Here is a 15,885-nt window from a genome sequence, read left to right on the forward strand (position 1 = left end):
CCGTTCGGCCCACTCCGGGTGCCCCGGGGCCCCGCCCGTCGGAGGGTGCAGGTGTCCTGCGCCGCCGCAGGTGTCCTGCGGCGGGGCGGCGGTGAGTGACGACGATGGGAGCACACCCGTGGCGAGCGTGGCCGAACAGATGGTGGAGGTGCTCCGGCAGGCCGGGGTGGAGCGGGTCTACGGCGTCGTCGGCGACAGCCTCAACCCCGTCGTGGACGCGATCCGCCGGGCCGAGGGCATCGCCTGGGTGCACGTGCGCAACGAGGAGGCCGGCGCGTTCGCGGCCGCCGCCGAGGCCGAACTCACCGGCCGGATCGCGGTCTGCGCCGGCTCCTGCGGCCCCGGCAACACCCACCTCATCCAGGGCCTCTACGACGCCCAGCGCAGCGGCCTGCCCGTCCTCGCGCTGGCCTCGCACATCCCCTCCGCCCAGATCGGCACCGGCTTCTTCCAGGAGACCCACCCCGAGCGGGTCTTCACCGACTGCAGCAACTGGTGCGAGATGCTCTCGGCCCCCGCCCAGCTGCCCCGGCTGCTGCGGATCGCCGTCCAGCACGCGCTCGGCTCGCACGGCGTCTCGGTGCTCTCCTTCCCCGGGGACGTCGCCGCGCTGCCCGCCGCCGGCCCCACCGGCACCAGCCACTTCCTCACCGAGCAGGCCGTCGCCGCGCCGCCGTGGTCCCAGGTCCAGGAGCTGGCCCGGCTGCTCAACGCCGCCCGCAAGGTCGTGCTGTTCTGCGGCGCCGGGGTGCGCGGCGCGCACGCCGAGGTGATGGCGGCCGCGCAGGCCCTGAACGCGCCGATCGGGCACTCGCTGCGCGGCAAGGAGTGGATCCAGTACGACAACCCGTACGACGTCGGGATGAGCGGTCTGCTCGGCTACGGCGCCTGCCACGAGGCGCTGCACTCCGCCGACCTGGTGCTGCTGCTCGGCACCGACTTCCCGTACGACTCCTTCCTGCCGCAGGCGCACACCGTCCAGGTCGACCACGACGCGACCCGGCTCGGCCGCCGCACCGCCCTCGACCTGGCCGTCCACGGCGACGTCGCCGCCACCCTGCGGGCCGTGCTGCCGCTGCTGGACGCCAAGCGGGACCGGGCCTTCCTGGACGGCATGCTGCGCAAGCACTGCCGCGCCCTGGAGGACGTGGTCGGCGCCTACACCCGCGACATCGAGAAGCACCTGCCGATCCACCCGGAGTACGTGGCCTCGGTCCTCGACGAGGTCGCCGCCGAGGACGCCGTGTTCACCGTCGACACCGGGATGAACAACGTCTGGGCCGCCCGCTACCTGCAGCCCAACGGCCGCCGCCGGGTGATCGGCTCCTTCCTGCACGGTTCGATGGCCAACGCCCTCCCGCACGCCGTCGGCGCCCAGCTCGCCCACCCCGGGCGCCAGGTGGTCGCGATGGCCGGCGACGGCGGCATCGGCATGCTCCTCGGCGAGCTGCTCACGGTGGCGAAGCACCGGCTGCCGGTGAAGACGGTGGTGTTCAACAACGGCGCGCTCGGCATGATCAAACTGGAGATGCTGGTCTCCGGCTACCCGGAGTGGGAGATCGACAACGGCGACGTGGACTACGCGGGCATCGCCCGGGCGATGGGCATCCCGGCCAAGCGGGTCACCGAGCCGGCCCGGGTGCGGGAGGTACTGGCCGAGGCGCTGGAACGGCCGGGGCCCGCGCTGGTGGACGTGGTCACCGACCCCAACGCGCTGTCCATCCCGCCGCACATCACCGCCGCCCAGCTGAAGGGCTTCGCGCTGGCGGCCGGGCGGACGGTGCTCTCCGGCGGCGTCGGCCGGATGGTCGACCTGGCCCGGAGCAACCTGCGGAACATCCCCCGGCCCTGAGCCGGCAGGGGCCCGCCGAACGGGCCTGCCGAAGGGGCCCGCCGAACGGGGCCGCCGAAGGGGCCTGCCAAGGGCGCGCGGACGTGGTTTGCCCCAGAGGCAAAATTCTTGCCCGTGCGGCACGTCGGGTGTCCACTGGGCACATGACCACCAGCTCCACCGGCACCCCCGCCACCGGCGACCAGCTCGACGACCAGGAGGTCGTCGGCCTCGCCGCCCGCCTCCGCGAGCACCGGCTCAGCAGCCGCCTCACCCTGGAGGTGGCCGCCGCGCGGGTCGGGCTCTCCCCAGCCTATCTGTCCCGGCTGGAGACCGGCCGGCGGCAGCCCTCGCTGCCCGTCCTGCTCGGCCTCGCCCGCGCCTACGGCACCTCGGTGTCCGGCCTCCTCGGCGAGACCGCCGCCGAACCCGACCCGGTGGTCCGCGGCGGCGCCATCGAACCCGGCCGGGCCGGCGGCTGGGGCTACCGCCGGGCCGGCGCCCCCGGCCGCGCCATGCAGGCCCTGCGGGTGCACGTCCCGCCGGGCGTGCAGGACGCGGTGGTCCGGGTCCACCCGGGCGAGGAGTGGCTGTACATCCTGCGCGGCGAGCTCCGGCTCACCCTCGGCGACCGCGTCCACCACCTCGGCGTGGGCGACTCCGCCCACTACGACTCGCTCACCCCGCACTGCATCGCCGCCGAATCCGACAGCGGCGTCGAACTGCTCTTCGTCCACACCCTGCTGCAGAGCCCCGGCGGCGAACTCTGCCTCGGCGGCGGCCCCGCCACCGTTCACTGACCAGCCGTCAGAACACCCCGGAGGAGATCACCATGGCCGATCCCACCACCACCGTCACCCCCGTCGCCGCCGTCACCCCGGCAGCGGCCGTCACCCCGGCCGCCGCCGGCGACACCGCCGCCGGCCCGAAGACCATGGACGCCGGCAAGTGGGCCAACAAGCGGGTCTACCTCCGCCTGGTGATCTACACCGCCGGCATCCACGCCTTCGCCGGCTTCATCATGCTCCTGTTCGAACTCGGCAGCCGCAACAAGTAGCCCCGCCCCCGATCGCCACCCCTCAGGCCCCGCGCAGCAGTTCGCAGAGGGCCCGGACCGCCGCCGGGAAGGCATGGTCCGGCGGGGTGGCGTAGCCGATCACGAGGGACGGCGGGGGCGGGGTGTCGGCGGCCCCGGTCGGGACGGCGCGGTGCGAGACGAGGCCGCTGAGGGAGATGCCGGCGGCCTGGGCCCGGGCCAGGAGTTCGGGTTCGGGGGTGGCGTCGGGCGGCAGCTGGACGACGGCGTGGAGGCCGGCCGCGATGCCGGTGACCCGGACGTGCGGGGCGTGTTCGGCGAGGGCCGCGACCAGCTGGTCGCGGCGGCGGCGGTAGTGCAGCCGGCAGCGCCGGACGTGGCGGTCGTACGTGCCGGAGGTGATCAGTTCCGCCAGGGTCAGCTGGTCGAGCACCGGGGACATCGTGTCGGCCAGCACCTTGAGCCGGGCGACCGGTTCGACCAGGGCGTCGGGCAGGGCGAGCCAGGCCAGCCGCAGTCCGGGGGCGAGGCTCTTGGCGGCCGTACCGGCGTACACCACCCGCTGCGGGTCGAGGGCCTGCATCGCGCCGAGCGGCTGCCGGTCGTAGCGGAACTCGCCGTCGTAGTCGTCCTCGATGACGTACCGGTCCTGCTCGCGCGCCCACCGCACGGCCTCCGCCCGGCGTTCGGCGGACAGCGGGGCGCCGGTGGGGTACTGGTGGGCCGGGGTGAGCAGGACGGCGCCGGGGCGGGCGTCCAGCCGGTCGACCAGGGCGCCCTCCTCGTCCAGCGGCAGCGGGACGGTGGTGAGTCCGGCGGCGCGGACGACGGCGTGCTGCGGCGGCAGCCCGTACTCCTCGACGGCGAGCGTCCGGGTGCCGCGTTCCCGCAGGGCGGTGCAGAGCAGGCCGAGGCCCTGGGTGACGCCGCTGCAGACGAGCAGGTGGTCGGGGTCGGTGCGCACGCCGCGGACCCGGGCGAGGTAGTGGGTGAGGGCCTCCCGCAGTTCGATCCGGCCGAGCGGGCTGCCGTAGTCGAGGGCTTCGTGCGGCGCGACGGCGAGGGCGCGGCGGGCGGCGGCGAGCCAGGCGGTGCGGGGGAAGAGCGAGAGGTCGGGCCGGCCGGACGTCAGGTCGTGCCGGGCGGTCCGCCGCGGTGCCGTCCGGGCGTCGGTGCGCCGGCCGGGGGCGGGGTTCTCCGGTACGGCGCGGCGGGCGACGGTGGTGCCGGAGCCCTGCCGGGAGTCCAGCCAGCCCTCCGCGGTGAGCTGGCCGTACGCCTCGACGACGGTGTTGCGGGCGATCCCGAGGTCCTCGCCGAGGGCCCGGGAGGAGGGCAGCCGGGTGCCGGGCGCCAGCCGCCCGTCCTGGACGGCTTCGCGCAGGGCGTCCTCCAGGGCGGCCCGCAGGCCGGTGCCGGCGGCGCGCCGTTCGGTGAGGTCCAGGTGGAGGTCGCCGCCGAAGGAGGTCCAGGAGCTGGTCACGGGCCCATTCTCGCCCGGGACCGGGGGTCCCGGGGTTCACCAGGTGGTGCCGGCGGGCTCCTCGATGGTGGCGTTGATGCGGTTGAAGAGGTTGGTGAGCGCGATCATCAGGATGATCGCGGAGAGCTGCGCCTCGTCGAAGTGGTCGGCGGCGGCGTCCCAGACGTCGTCGGGGACGGCCTTGCCGGTGCGGTCGGCTATCCGGGTGGCGGCTTCGGTGAGTTCGAGCGCGGCGCGCTCCTCGTCGGTGAAGAACGGGGCCTCGCGCCAGGCGGCGACGGCGTGCAGCCGCTCGTCGGTCTCGCCGTGCTGCTTCGCGCCCTGGACGCCGGAGAACACGCAGGCGCTGCAGCCGTTGATCTGGCTGGCGCGCAGGTGGACCAGTTCCAGGATGCGCGGGGCGACGCCGCCCTGGTACGCGGCCTTGTAGATGTTCTGGATGCCCTTGGTCGCGTCCGGCAGGACCAGCGCGGGGTTCTTCATCCGGGCGGTGCGGGCGGTGCGGCCAGCCGGAGCGGCGGGGGTGGTGGGGGCGGTGGTGCGGTCGGTGGTCACGGTGGTCTCCTCGTCGGTTAGCGTCCGTCACTGGACCGACGGATCCCGACGCGAGGATGTGACAGGGTGAGCGAGGAAGTTTCTTCGGCCGAACTGACCGGACTGGCAGGGCGGTTCGAGGCCGAGCGGCCGCAACTGCGGTCGGTGGCCTACCGTATGCTGGGGTCGATCGCGGAGGCCGAGGACGCCGTCCAGGAGGCCTGGCTGAAGCTGAGTCGCAGCGACGTGAGCGAGGTGCGCAACCTCGGGGCGTGGCTCACGACGGTGGTCGGCCGGATCTGCCTGGACCAGCTGCGTTCCCGCGCCTCCCGGCGGGAGGACCCGCTGCCCGAGCAGGACGGACAGGTACGGCTGCCGGACCCGGTGGTGAGCGGGCTGGCGGCGTTGGACCCGGTGCACGAGATCCTGGTCGCCGACTCGGTGGGGATCGCGCTGATGGTGGTCCTGGAGACGCTGTCGCCGGCCGAGCGGGTGGCGTTCGTGCTGCACGACATGTTCGAGGTGCCCTTCGACGGGATCGCCGAGGTGCTCGGCCGCACCTCGGCCTCGACCCGGCAGCTGGCCAGCCGTGCCCGCCGCCGGGTGCAGGGCGCGACCCCGGCCGGGGACGCGGACGACGCCCGCAAGCGCGAGGTGGTGGAGGCGTTCCTGACGGCCTCCCGGGCGGGTGACTTCGACGCCCTGCTGACGGTGCTGGACCCGGACGTGGTGGCGCGTTCCGACGGCGGCACGCTGGTGCCGAGCGTGCTGCGCCGGGGCGCGGGCGACGTCGCCTCGCAGGCGATCGTCTTCGCCCGGTTCGCCAAGGAGGGCCGGACGGTCCTGGTCAACGGCTCGCCCGGGGTGGTGTCGTTCGCCGACGGCCGTCCGCTGTCGGTCATGTCGTTCACCATCCACGAGGGCCGGATCACCGAGATGAACATCCTCACCGACCCGACCCGGCTGGCCGCGCTGGGCCTCACGGCCTGAGCGGCCCCGCCCGTCCAGGCCCCGCCCGTCCAGGCCCCGCCCGTCCCGGGTCCGTCCGGCAGCCTGCCGGACGGACCCGGACGGACCCGGACGGACCCGGGCGGGTCCTCAGGCCAGGCCGCCGGTGGCGCGGAGGTTCTGGCCGGTGATCCAGCGGCCGTCCGGGCCGGCCAGGAAGGCGATGACGTCGGCGATGTCCTCGGGCCGGCCGAGGCGGCGCAGCGGGGTGAGGCCGGCGACGCGGGTGAGGGCCTCGGGCGGGTTGGTGCCGCGCAGCAGGTCGGTGTCGGTGGCGCCGGGGGAGACGGTGTTGACGGTGATCCCGCGCGGGCCGAGCTCGACGGCGGCGACGGCGGTGAGCTGTTCGACGGCGCCCTTGCTGGCGGCGTACGCGGCGATGCCGGGGACGGGCCGGACGGTGTTCGCGGTCGAGATGTTGACGATCCGTCCGCCGTCGCGCATCCGGCGGGCGGCGTAGCGGACGGTGGTGAAGACGGAGCGGGTGTTGACCGCGAGGACGCCGTCGAGGGCCGCGTCGTCGAGCTCGGCGAGCGGGGTGGGGACGAAGGACTTGGCGGCGTTGTTCACCAGGACGTCCAGCCCGCCGAGCCGTTCCTCCGCCTCGGCCATCAGCCGTTCGGCGGCGCCCGGTTCGCCGAGGTCGGCCCGCAGGGCCCAGGCGCGGCCGCCCTCGGCCGCCACGGCGCGGACCGTCTCCTCGGCGGCCTCCTCGTCGCGGGCGTAGGCGAGGACGACGTCCGCGCCGTCGCGCGCCAGTCGGCGGACGACGGCCCGCCCGATGCCCCGCGAGCCGCCGGTGACGACCGCCGCCTTCCCCTCCAGCGGCCTCGACCCGTTCGACCCGTTCGGCGGGCTCGACGGATACGACGGGTTCGACGCTTCCACCATGTTTCCTCCACGTGTTGTTCGCCGTAGTTTCCCGGGCCGCTGTCGGACCCGCACGCTACGGTGCCGCCCATGGCGAACTTTGTACTGGTGGCGGGCGCGTGGCTCGGCTCCTGGGCTTGGGACGAGGTCGTGTCGGAGCTGCGCGCGGCCGGGCACGGAGCGTACCCGCTGACGCTCTCCGGGCTCGCGGAGAAGGGCTCGGCACCCGCCGGGCAGCAGACGCACGTCGCGGACGTGGTGGCCGAGGTGGTGGAGCGCGACCTGCGGGACGTCGTGCTGGTGGGGCACAGCTACTCGGGCATCCCGGTCGGCCAGGCCGCCGAGCGGATCGGCGACCGGCTGGCCGGGCTGGTCCTGGTGGACGCCAACGTGCCGGTGGCGGGGGAGTCCTTCGCCGACCAGATACCGGAGCCGGCCGGGCTGCGGGCGGACCTCGCCGCCCACGGGGGCTGGTGGCAGCCGCTGCCGCCCGCCGACTTCGCCGGGCAGGGGCTGTCGGCCGGGCAGATCGCCCGGATCGCCGAGCGGGCCACCCCGCACCCGGGCGCCTCGCTGACCGAACCGGCTGTCCTGGCGGGCCCGTTGAGCGCGCTCCCGACGGTGTACGTGAAGTGCCTGCTGGACTGGCCGGAGCCGCCGCCCGGGGTCGCCCGGCTGGTCGCGGACGGGCACTGGCGGCTGGTGGAGCTGGACACCGGGCACTGGCCGATGTTCTCCCGTCCGGCCGAACTCGCCCGCGTCCTGAGCGAGTTCCAGGGCGCCGTGCCGGCCCGGACCGACAGGGCCGAGACCGACGAGGCTCAGACCGACGAGGCTCAGACCGACAGGTAGACCGCGCTGCCGACGCCGGCCAGGAAGCAGTAGACCGCGAACGGCGTCAGGCTGCGGGTCTCGAAGTACTTGGTGAGGAACCGCACCGAGACGTACCCGGCGGCGAAGGCGGCGACGCTGCCCGCGGCCACCGGGCCGAGCACGGCGGAGTTCTCCGGCTTGAACAGCTCGGGGACCTTCAGCGCCGAGGCGGCCAGGATGACCGGGGTGGCGAGCAGGAAGGAGAACCGGGCGGCGTCCTCGTGGTGGAGTCCGCGCAGGATGCCGGCGCTCATGGTGACGCCGGAGCGGCTGATGCCCGGGAACAGGGCGAGGATCTGCGCGGCGCCGATCCAGGCGCCCTGGACGAAGCTCAGCCTGGTGAGCCGCTGGTCGGAGGCGATCGCCGGGTCCAGGCCCGGCTCGTCGACGGGCGCGGCGTGTCCGTGCCCGGCCCGGCGGCGGCCGCTGCCGCCGCGCTTGAGCCGTTCGGCGCCGAGCAGCACCAGCCCGTTGAGGGCGAGGAAGACGGCGGCGGGGACGGGCTTGCCGAGCGCGTTGCGCAGGGCCTTCTCCAGGACCAGGCCGGCCACGCCGACCGGGATGGTGGAGAGGATGAGCAGCCAGGTGAGCCGCTCGTTGCGGGTCTCCACCCGGCGGTGGCGGATCGAGCTGACCAGGCCCTCGGCGACCCGGACCCAGTCCTTCCGGAAGTAGACGACCAGCGCGAGCGCGGTGGCCAGGTGCAGGGCGACCAGGGCGGCGAGGTAGGAGGAGCCCTCGGCGGTCATGTCGAGGTCGTGCTGGATCTTCCCGCCGATCAGGGCGGGCAGCAGGATGCTGTGGCCGAGGCTGGAGACCGGGAAGAGTTCCGTCACTCCCTGCAGCAGGCCGACGCCTATCGCTTCCGGGTAGGTCAGGGTGGACATCGCGCACCTTCGCTCGGGGGTCGCCGGCCGGTCCGATCCGGGGGCCCTCGCGAAGCTACTACGGGCATGTAGACGCCCGGCAGCCCCGCCGCCAGAAGTTCACCGACCGTACGTCCGGCCGACATCGAGGCCGAGGTGGTGGACCAGCGCCCCGGCCACGGCGGCCGGCACGGTGACGGACGGGACGGCCCGGTGCGCGGCGTCGCCGAGCAGGACGGCGGCGGTCACCGCGAGCGGGGTGCCCACCAGCGGCAGGGCGACGGTCAGGACGGCGGGCAGACGGTGCACGGTGGCTCCCGGGGCTCGGGTTCGGGTTCGGCGGGGACTTCTGGTCCGGCGCACGCCACGATGCCGCCTCCCGCAGCGTCAGGCTCAAGTCCTTTTCCGCCGCCCGGTTCCGTGGCGCCCAGCGCCCGAGCCCGGCTCAGCCCGTCGCCACCCGCCGCCAGCCCGATCCGTCCGCCGCCACCGGAGCGGCCGCGAAGTCGTACCGCAGCCGGTCCGGCCCGAGCGCGAGCAGCGAGATCGAGGAGGAGCCCCAGATCCGTCCGTCGCCGAAGTCCCGCCGCTGGACCAGCGCCGCGTCCGCGTCCGGCGCCAGCCCGTCCCCGGCGACGATCGGCAGCCAGGCGCCCCAGGCCCGGGCGGTCGGGGCGTCGCCGGTCGGTTCGGGCCGGGGCGCGGCGGTGAAGCGGGCCCGGAAGTGGTCGGCGCGGGCGGCCATCAGCGCGCTGACCCGCTCGGAGGCGGAGCGGTTGGCGGCCTGGCCCTCCAGCCCGTCGTTGAGCACCACGCTGAGGCCGGCGGGCAGTTCGCGCCGCTCCAGGCGCCCGCCGTCCCAGCTGCTGACGGTGGCGCCGTCCGGCCGGGCCAGGACGAGGTGGAAGGGGTCGTACGGGGTGAGGTCGAGGTGGTCGATCCCGCCCGCGGTGACGGCGGTGAGCGGCAGGTGGCCGCGGGTGCGCCGGGTGCCGGCGGGGGCGGGCGGGCCGAAGCCGTTCAGCAGGCAGGCGGCGGTGCGCCGGGCGGGGTCGACGGCCAGCCAGGTGCCGCCGGCCGCGAGGTCCAGTCCGCCGAGCAGCCCGGGCCGGTCCGGCCAGTGGTGGTCCGGCGGCAGCCAGGCGCGTCCGAGGTACTCGTCCCGGACGGACAGCAGCAGCACCGGTACCGCCGCCCCGGGTTCGATGCTGACGAACGCCGTGCACACGACCTGGGCCCCCTGACCTCGTCCTCCCGGTGATCCTCGCACGGCTGTTCGCACACCGGAAGTGGCCCAAGGAACCCGGTGCCGAATGCACCAGGACGGCGGGCCACCGCCCTCCTAGGCTGGCGCTCATGACGACGAACGAGACCGTGCCGGCCACCGACGCGGCGAACCGCGCGCCCGTACCCGCCCCGGCCCAGCGCATCGTGCTGCCGAAGCTCGCCCCGGCCTTCTACCGGGCGATGGCCGCCACCGACGAGGCCGCCAGGAACGGCCTCGACCCGGTGGTCGTCGAGCTGGTCAAGCTGCACGCCTCGATGATCAACGGCTGCGCCTACTGCATCGACATGCACTCCACCGACGCGATCGCGCAGGGCGAGCGGGAGCACCGGCTGCTCTCCCTCCCGGCCTGGCGCGAGACCTCCTGGTTCACCGCCCGGGAGCGCGCCGCGCTCGCCCTCACCGAGTCGGTGACCCTGCTGACCCAGGGCCACGTGCCGGACGCGGTGTGGGCGGAGGCCGCCGAGCAGTTCGACGAGACCGAGCTGGCCCAGCTGGTGGCGCTGATCGCCACCATCAACGCCTGGAACCGGATCGGTGTCAGCACCCGCATGAGCCCGGCCGCGAAGTGAGGGCCGCGGACGTGACCTCGCTGCGGGAGAAGGCCCTGCTGCTCCGGGAACTGCACCGCCCGGGCGATCCGCTGGTGCTCGCCAACGTGTGGGACGCGGCGAGCGCCCGTCTGGTGGCGGCCGCCGGGGCGCGGGCGGTGGCCACGGCCAGCGCGAGCGTCTGCTGGTCGCTCGGCAGTCCGGACGGCGGCGGCGTCGACCGCGAGGAGGTGCTGGCCCGGACCGCCGGGGTGGTCCGGTCGGTGGACCTGCCGGTCACCGCCGATCTGGAGGACGGCTACGCGGCGACCGCGGCCGGGGTCGGCGAGACCGTCACCGCGCTGCTCGCCACCGGTGCCGTCGGGGTGAACCTGGAGGACGGCGGACGCCCCGTGGCGGAGGCCGCCGAGCGGATCGCGGCGGCGCGGTCGGCGGCGGACGCGGCCGGTGTCCCGCTCTTCGTCAACGGGCGCACCGACGTGTTCCTGCTGGGCACCGGCGCCCCGGAGGGCCGACTGGACGACGCGGTCGAGCGGCTGCGGGCGTACGTCGAGGCGGGTGCGGACGGCGTGTTCGTCCCCGGCGTGGCCGACCCGGAGACCGTCGCCGCCCTGGTCGCGGCCGTCCCGGCGCCGCTGAACGTGCTGGCCGGCCCGGGCTCGCTGTCGGTCGCCGAACTGGCGAAGCTCGGCGTGGGCCGGATCAGCCTCGGCCCCGGCCTGGCCAAGGCCGCGTACGCGGCGGTCCGCCGGGCCGCCGAGGAGGTCTACGCGAGCGGCACGTACACCGCCCTCGACGGCGGGCTGACCTACCCGGAGCTCAACGGGCTCTTCACGGACTGAGCGGCACCGGCGCACCGGCGCACGGGCGGCCGGCCGTACGGGGGTCGGCCGGCCGCCCGGGCGCTCAGCCGAGGGCGCGGTCGATGGCGTTGGTCCTGCCGCAGTCGTCCACGTGGTCGCCGAGCGAGCCGCCGAGCACCGGCACCACCGCCACCTCCTGGAAGCAGACGGCGGCGGCGGTGAGGCCCCAGCCGCGGGCCGGGGCGGTCCCGTCGGCGACCGCGGGCGCGGCCGACGCGGCCGACGCCACCAGGGCCAGGGCGAGGGCGAGCGGCGTGCGCATCCCGGTCAGCCGATCTGCCCGCTGAGCCCCGGGTGGCTCATCTGGTTGGTGCCGACGGCCTCGATCTCGTTGGCGGTGTGCCCGACCACCGGGAGCTTGCCCGCGGTCTGCAGGGCGAGGTCGGCGGGGGAGAGGTTGAGCCCGTCGGTCAGGCCGCCGGTGGCGTCCGGCGAGGCCGCCGTCTGGGTGGTGGCGGAGGCGGCCGGGGCGGCGAGGGCGAGGCCCGCCATGGTGAGGGCGGCCAGGGTGGCGAGCTTCTTCATGCCGTGGTTCTTCATGCCGTGGCTCCTCGCGCCTTCGTTCGTGCGGTGCGTGCCGTGCGTGCCACGCGTGCCGTGGTTCGTCATGCACTGCCGAACGACCCGGCCGCCCTCAGGTCACCGGCCGGGTCCTACGGTCACCCTCAGGTCACCGGCCGGGTCCGACGGCCGCCCTCAGGTCACCGGCCGGGCCCGACGGTCACCCACAGGGTCCGCACGCTGTTGCTGACGAAGGACGCGATCGGCTCGTTCGTCCGCCCCTCGGCGAGGGCCAGCCCTGGGAAGCGCGTGAACAGGTGCCGCAGCGCCGTCTCGGCCTCCAGCCGGGCGAGCCCGGAGCCGAGGCAGAAGTGCGGGCCGTGGCCGAGCGACAGGTGCCGGTTGGGCTGCCGGGTGAGGTTGAAGCGGTCGGCGTCGGGGTGGTGTCCGCCGTCGCGGCCGGCCGCCGCGTACGAGGCCAGCAGGGCCTCGCCGCGCCGGATCACCACGTCGCCGACCTCGATGTCCTCGATCGCGTAGCGCAGCGGGAACTGGCCGACCGGTGAGTCGTAGCGCAGCGTCTCCTCGACCACCGCCGACCACGGCTGCGCGCCGTCCAGGACGAGCCGCAGCTGGTCCGGGTGGGCGAGCAGGGCGCGGACGGCGTTGGTGATCAGGTTGAGCGTGGTCTCGTGGCCGGCGACCAGCATCAGCAGCAGGGTGCCGACCAGCTCGGCGTCGCTGAGCCGCTGCTGGCCGGGGTCGTGGCCGGACTCCTGGGCGGCGATCAGCGCGGTGGTCAGGTCGTCGCCGGGCCGGGCCCGCTTGGCGGCCACCACCGAGGCCAGCAGCGCGTTCAGGTCCCGCTGCGCGGCGACGGCCGCGGCCGGGGTGGCCGAACTGGAGACCAGGGTGTCGGAGAGCGCGTGCAGCTCGTCCTGCTGTTCCAGGGCGAGGCCGAGCAGTTCGCCGATCACCTGCATCGGCAGCGGGTAGGCGAAGTGCTCGCGGAGGTCGAACTCGCCGTCGAGCTCGGCGACCTCGTCGAGCAGCGCGACGGCCCTGGCCTCGATCGCGGGGGCCAGGTCGGCGATCCGGCGCGGGGTGAAGGCCTGGGAGACCAGTCCGCGCAGCCGCCGGTGGTCCTCGCCGTCGGCGGTGACCATGCCGGGGACGGCGATGAAGTTGGTCAGCGGCCAGCCCTCCGGGAGCCGCCCCTCCCGGAAGGTCGTCCACAGCCGGGCGTTCTTGCCGACGCGGGGGTCGGCCAGCAGCGCCTGGAGGGTGTCGTGGTGGGTTATCGCCCAGACCACCACCCCGCCAGGGAGCTCCACCAGGACCGCGGGGCCGGCCGCTCGGAGCCGGGCGTTCTCTCCGTGCTGGTCGCCTCCGAAGGGGTCGAGTCTGACGGGTTCGGGGCGGGCTCCTGCGGAGTCGACGGCGGTGTCCATGCGGGCCTCTCGGGGGCTGGCGGGCGGGGCGGGGTGAAGGCGCTGTAGAGCACCGGCAGGGCGGTCAGGGCCCGTGACCACGGGGACGGCCGCCAGGTCAGTTCGCCCGGCGGGACGGCGAGTTGGAGGTCCGGCAGGCGGTGCAGCAGGGTCTCGACGGCGGTCTCGACGATGATCCGGGCCGGCTGCTGGGCCGGGCAGACGTGCCGGCCCGCGCCCCAGGCGAGGTGGGCCCGGTTGCCGCCGAGCGAGCCCTGGGCGGCGGCCGAGACGCCCTGGGCGGCCGGGTCGGCGTTGGCCGCGGCCAGGCCGAGGACCAGCATGTCGCCGGCGCTGATGTACTGGCCGCCGAGCACGGTGTCGCCGGTGGCCCAGCGGCCGGGGAAGTTCTGCGTCGGCGGGTCGCGCCAGAGCACTTCCTCCAGCGCGTCCGAGACGGTGAGCCGGCCGCCGGTGAGGGTGGCCCGGAAGCGCCGGTCGGTGAGCAGCAGCCGCAGGGTGTTGCCGGTCCAGTTGATCGAGGTCTCGTTGCCCGCGACCAGCAGCACCACCAGGTGGTGCACCGCCTCCTCGTCGGTCAGCCCGGCCGGGTGGGCGAGCAGCCAGGAGGTGAGGTCGGCGCTGGGCGCGGTCCGGCGGCGCCGGACCAGGTCGACCAGGATCCCCTGGAACTCGGCGCCGGCCCGCTGGGACTCCGCGCTGCTGTCCACGAAGTGGCTGATCAGCTGGACCAGCCGGGGCCCGGCCTCGACGGGGAGGCCGACCAGCTGGGTGAAGACCAGCAGGGGCAGCTGCCGGGCGTACCGGGCGATCAGGTCGGCGGTGCCGTCCGGCCCCCAGCTGTCGATCAGGCCGTTGGCGGCGGCCTCGGTGGTCTCGCGCAGCTGGTGGTGGTCGATCTGGGCGAGGGTGTCCGAGACGGCGGAGCGCAGCCGCTGGTGCTCGGCCCCGTCCAGGTTGAGCAGGGTCGGCCGCCAGGAGGTCATCGTGAGCAGCCGGGACTCGGCGGACAGCCGGCCCTCGGCGGGCACCCGCCAGCGGCGCGAGTCCTTGGAGAACAGGGCCTCGTTGCGGGTGAGTTCGAGCATCTCGGCGTAGCCGAGGACGAGCCAGGCCTCGACCCCGGGCTCCAGCTCGATCGGCGCGACCGGGCCGTGGCGTTCGCGCAGCCGGGCGTACAGGCCGTGCGGGTCCTCGGCGACGGCCGGTCCGTACAGCGGGGTCAGCGGTACGCCCACGGGCAGGCCGCCCGGCAGGCCGCCCGGCAGGCCGCCGGTCAGGCCGGCGCCGTGCGCGACCGGGCAGCCGGGGGCGGCGCCGGGTTCGGGGGCGGTCATCCCTGCAGCTCCAGGATCGAGTTGCGGTGCAGGTGGTCGACGAAGTCGATCAGCAGGTCGTACGACTGCCGCCGGTCGCGCGCGTCGCAGAACAGGATCGGTACGTCCGGCAGCAGGTCCAGCGCCGAGCGCAACTCCTCCTCCGGGTAACTCGGGGTGTCCGGGAAGGTGTTGACCGCCACCGCGAACGGGATGCGCTGCTCCTCCAGGCGGCCGAGGACGTCGAAGCTCTCGTCCGGGCGGCGCAGGTCGACCATGGCGATGGCGCCGAGCGCGCCGCGCGACAGGTCGTCCCAGAGCGGCCAGAACCGCTGCTGCCCGGGCGTGCCGAACAGGTACAGCGCGAGCCGGGAGTTGAGCGTGATCCGGCCGAAGTCCAGCGCGACCGTGGTGGTCGTCTTGTCGCCGCGCCCGGTGAGGTCGTCGACGCCGCTGCTCGCGGCCGTCATGGTCTCCTCGGTGCGCAGCGGGGTGATCTCGCTCAACGACCCGACCAGGGTGGTCTTGCCGACCCCGAACGGTCCGGTGACCAGGATCTTGACCGCGCCCTGCACCGAGGACGGCAGGTACTGCGGCCCGGCGGCGGAACCGGCGGCCCCGGGGGCCTCGGCGGGGGCTTCAGCGGAGTTGGCGGAGGCCAACGAGCACCTCTTCCAGGAGGGTTGCGGGCAGGCGTTCGGCCTGCGGGACGGGCGGGAGCACCTGCACGGCGCCGAGGTCCCACAGGTCCCCGACCAGCACCTTGACGACGCCGAGCGGCAGCCCCAGGTGGGCCGCCACCTCGGCGATGGACAGCAGGCTGTGGCAGAGCCCGAGGATGCGCCGGTGTTCCCGGTTCAGCAGGTCGTGCTCGGGCAGCTGCGGCGGGCCGGGTAACGCGCTGACCAGGCTCTCGACGGCCAGCTCGGTCCGGGTGGAGCGGCTGCGGCCACCCGTGATGACGTACGGCCGGACCGGCCCGCTCACCGGTGGCCCCCCGCCGCGTGATCGACGCGCGGCGGGCTGGTGAGGTGGGTTCCGATCCGCTCGACGAGGACCTGCATCTGGTAGGCGACCAGGCCGGCGTCCACCGCCTCGCCGGTCACCACCGCCAGGTGCGCCCCGGCGCCGGCGGCGACGATGAAGAGGTAGCCGCCGCCGTACTCGATGATGATCTGGCGGGTGGCACTGCCCGGTCCGCCGAAGCCCGTCGCGACGCCGCGGGCCAGCGACTGCAGACCGGAGCAGGCGGCGGCGAGCCGTTCGGCGTCCTCGCGCGGGATGCCGGTGCTGCGGCCGATCTCCAGGCCGTCGTTGGAGACGACGACGGCGTGCTGCACCTGCGGGACGGCGATGATGTCGGCGAGCAGCCAGCCGAGATCAGGGGTGGTGGTCATGGAACTCTCCGGAGCGCTGG

At 75.0% G+C, this 15,885-nt stretch carries 20 protein-coding genes; 7 read left to right on the plus strand and 13 right to left on the minus strand.

Going from position 1 to position 15,885, the window contains the following annotated elements:
* Nucleotides 1-118: 118 nt before the first annotated feature.
* From IE332_RS03185 to IE332_RS03195, 3 genes are all read left to right on the plus strand, one after another.
* Nucleotides 119-1,852 (plus strand): pyruvate dehydrogenase, encoded by a 1,734-nt coding sequence (locus IE332_RS03185; protein WP_268256517.1) that lies wholly within the window; start codon nucleotides 119-121, stop codon nucleotides 1,850-1,852.
* A 143-nt stretch (nucleotides 1,853-1,995) separates the two neighbouring features.
* Complete coding sequence (locus IE332_RS03190; RefSeq protein WP_189913473.1) at nucleotides 1,996-2,631, plus strand: helix-turn-helix domain-containing protein; 636 nt, start codon at nucleotides 1,996-1,998, stop codon at nucleotides 2,629-2,631.
* Between the two features lie 32 nt (nucleotides 2,632-2,663).
* Nucleotides 2,664-2,888: a DUF6126 family protein gene (locus IE332_RS03195; RefSeq protein WP_189913474.1), complete on the plus strand. Its 225-nt coding sequence runs from the start codon at nucleotides 2,664-2,666 to the stop codon at nucleotides 2,886-2,888.
* A 22-nt stretch (nucleotides 2,889-2,910) separates the two neighbouring features.
* Here IE332_RS03195 and pdxR read toward each other — a convergent pair whose 3' ends face one another.
* Complete coding sequence (pdxR, locus tag IE332_RS03200; protein ID WP_189913475.1) at nucleotides 2,911-4,350, minus strand: MocR-like pyridoxine biosynthesis transcription factor PdxR; 1,440 nt, start codon at nucleotides 4,348-4,350, stop codon at nucleotides 2,911-2,913.
* Nucleotides 4,351-4,386: 36 nt separating this feature from the next.
* Nucleotides 4,387-4,833, minus strand: coding sequence for a carboxymuconolactone decarboxylase family protein (locus IE332_RS03205; protein ID WP_189913571.1), 447 nt, complete (start codon nucleotides 4,831-4,833; stop codon nucleotides 4,387-4,389).
* 138 nt (nucleotides 4,834-4,971) lie between these two features.
* On the opposite strand from IE332_RS03205, the gene sigJ reads away from it, so the two are divergent.
* The gene (gene sigJ / locus IE332_RS03210; RefSeq protein ID WP_189913476.1) at nucleotides 4,972-5,874 is read left to right on the plus strand and encodes an RNA polymerase sigma factor SigJ; all 903 of its coding nucleotides are present in this window, start codon (nucleotides 4,972-4,974) and stop codon (nucleotides 5,872-5,874) included.
* A 108-nt stretch (nucleotides 5,875-5,982) separates the two neighbouring features.
* On the opposite strand, the gene IE332_RS03215 is transcribed toward sigJ, so the two are convergent.
* Complete coding sequence (locus IE332_RS03215) at nucleotides 5,983-6,780, minus strand: glucose 1-dehydrogenase (protein ID WP_373313670.1); 798 nt, start codon at nucleotides 6,778-6,780, stop codon at nucleotides 5,983-5,985.
* Between the two features lie 72 nt (nucleotides 6,781-6,852).
* Between IE332_RS03215 and IE332_RS03220 the strand changes: the two genes are divergently transcribed.
* Nucleotides 6,853-7,614 (plus strand): alpha/beta fold hydrolase, encoded by a 762-nt coding sequence (locus IE332_RS03220; RefSeq protein WP_189913478.1) that lies wholly within the window; start codon nucleotides 6,853-6,855, stop codon nucleotides 7,612-7,614.
* Here IE332_RS03220 and IE332_RS03225 read toward each other — a convergent pair.
* The 3 genes from IE332_RS03225 to IE332_RS03235 all read right to left on the minus strand — a co-directional run bounded on the left by IE332_RS03225 (nucleotide 7,599) and on the right by IE332_RS03235 (nucleotide 9,729).
* The gene (locus IE332_RS03225) at nucleotides 7,599-8,522 is read right to left on the minus strand and encodes an undecaprenyl-diphosphate phosphatase (protein WP_189913479.1); all 924 of its coding nucleotides are present in this window, start codon (nucleotides 8,520-8,522) and stop codon (nucleotides 7,599-7,601) included. The genes IE332_RS03220 and IE332_RS03225 overlap by 16 nt on opposite strands.
* A gap of 99 nt (nucleotides 8,523-8,621) precedes the next feature.
* Complete coding sequence (locus IE332_RS03230; RefSeq protein WP_189913480.1) at nucleotides 8,622-8,810, minus strand: hypothetical protein; 189 nt, start codon at nucleotides 8,808-8,810, stop codon at nucleotides 8,622-8,624.
* A gap of 136 nt (nucleotides 8,811-8,946) precedes the next feature.
* Entirely contained in the window at nucleotides 8,947-9,729 is a 783-nt protein-coding gene (locus IE332_RS03235) for an NRDE family protein (RefSeq protein WP_189913481.1), read from the minus strand.
* Nucleotides 9,730-9,857: 128 nt separating this feature from the next.
* Between IE332_RS03235 and IE332_RS03240 the strand changes: the two genes are divergently transcribed.
* Nucleotides 9,858-10,358 (plus strand): carboxymuconolactone decarboxylase family protein, encoded by a 501-nt coding sequence (locus IE332_RS03240; protein ID WP_189913482.1) that lies wholly within the window; start codon nucleotides 9,858-9,860, stop codon nucleotides 10,356-10,358.
* Between the two features lie 11 nt (nucleotides 10,359-10,369).
* Nucleotides 10,370-11,179: an isocitrate lyase/PEP mutase family protein gene (locus tag IE332_RS03245; protein ID WP_189913483.1), complete on the plus strand. Its 810-nt coding sequence runs from the start codon at nucleotides 10,370-10,372 to the stop codon at nucleotides 11,177-11,179.
* A gap of 64 nt (nucleotides 11,180-11,243) precedes the next feature.
* Here IE332_RS03245 and IE332_RS03250 read toward each other — a convergent pair whose 3' ends face one another.
* From IE332_RS03250 to IE332_RS03275, 7 genes are all read right to left on the minus strand, one after another.
* On the minus strand, nucleotides 11,244-11,462 hold the full coding sequence (locus IE332_RS03250) for a hypothetical protein (protein ID WP_189913484.1): 219 nt from the start codon (nucleotides 11,460-11,462) through the stop codon (nucleotides 11,244-11,246).
* Nucleotides 11,463-11,467: 5 nt separating this feature from the next.
* Complete coding sequence (locus IE332_RS03255) at nucleotides 11,468-11,740, minus strand: hypothetical protein (RefSeq protein ID WP_189913485.1); 273 nt, start codon at nucleotides 11,738-11,740, stop codon at nucleotides 11,468-11,470.
* Nucleotides 11,741-11,901: 161 nt separating this feature from the next.
* Nucleotides 11,902-13,035: a cytochrome P450 family protein gene (locus IE332_RS03260; protein WP_229928242.1), complete on the minus strand. Its 1,134-nt coding sequence runs from the start codon at nucleotides 13,033-13,035 to the stop codon at nucleotides 11,902-11,904.
* On the minus strand, nucleotides 12,999-14,489 hold the full coding sequence (locus IE332_RS40590; RefSeq protein WP_229928243.1) for a cytochrome P450: 1,491 nt from the start codon (nucleotides 14,487-14,489) through the stop codon (nucleotides 12,999-13,001). The genes IE332_RS03260 and IE332_RS40590 overlap by 37 nt, the downstream gene beginning before the upstream one ends.
* Nucleotides 14,486-15,130 (minus strand): GTP-binding protein, encoded by a 645-nt coding sequence (locus tag IE332_RS03265; protein ID WP_189913487.1) that lies wholly within the window; start codon nucleotides 15,128-15,130, stop codon nucleotides 14,486-14,488. Before IE332_RS03265 ends, IE332_RS40590 begins: the two co-directional genes overlap by 4 nt.
* Nucleotides 15,108-15,455 (minus strand): DUF742 domain-containing protein, encoded by a 348-nt coding sequence (locus IE332_RS03270; protein ID WP_189913488.1) that lies wholly within the window; start codon nucleotides 15,453-15,455, stop codon nucleotides 15,108-15,110. Before IE332_RS03270 ends, IE332_RS03265 begins: the two co-directional genes overlap by 23 nt.
* A complete protein-coding gene (locus IE332_RS03275) occupies nucleotides 15,452-15,865 on the minus strand; it encodes a roadblock/LC7 domain-containing protein (protein WP_189913489.1) in 414 nt (137 codons plus the stop codon). Before IE332_RS03275 ends, IE332_RS03270 begins: the two co-directional genes overlap by 4 nt.
* Nucleotides 15,866-15,885 lie beyond the last annotated feature (20 nt).

Origin of the sequence: Kitasatospora xanthocidica (genome assembly GCF_014656195.1) — a bacterium.
Classification (GTDB): domain Bacteria; phylum Actinomycetota; class Actinomycetes; order Streptomycetales; family Streptomycetaceae; genus Kitasatospora; species Kitasatospora xanthocidica.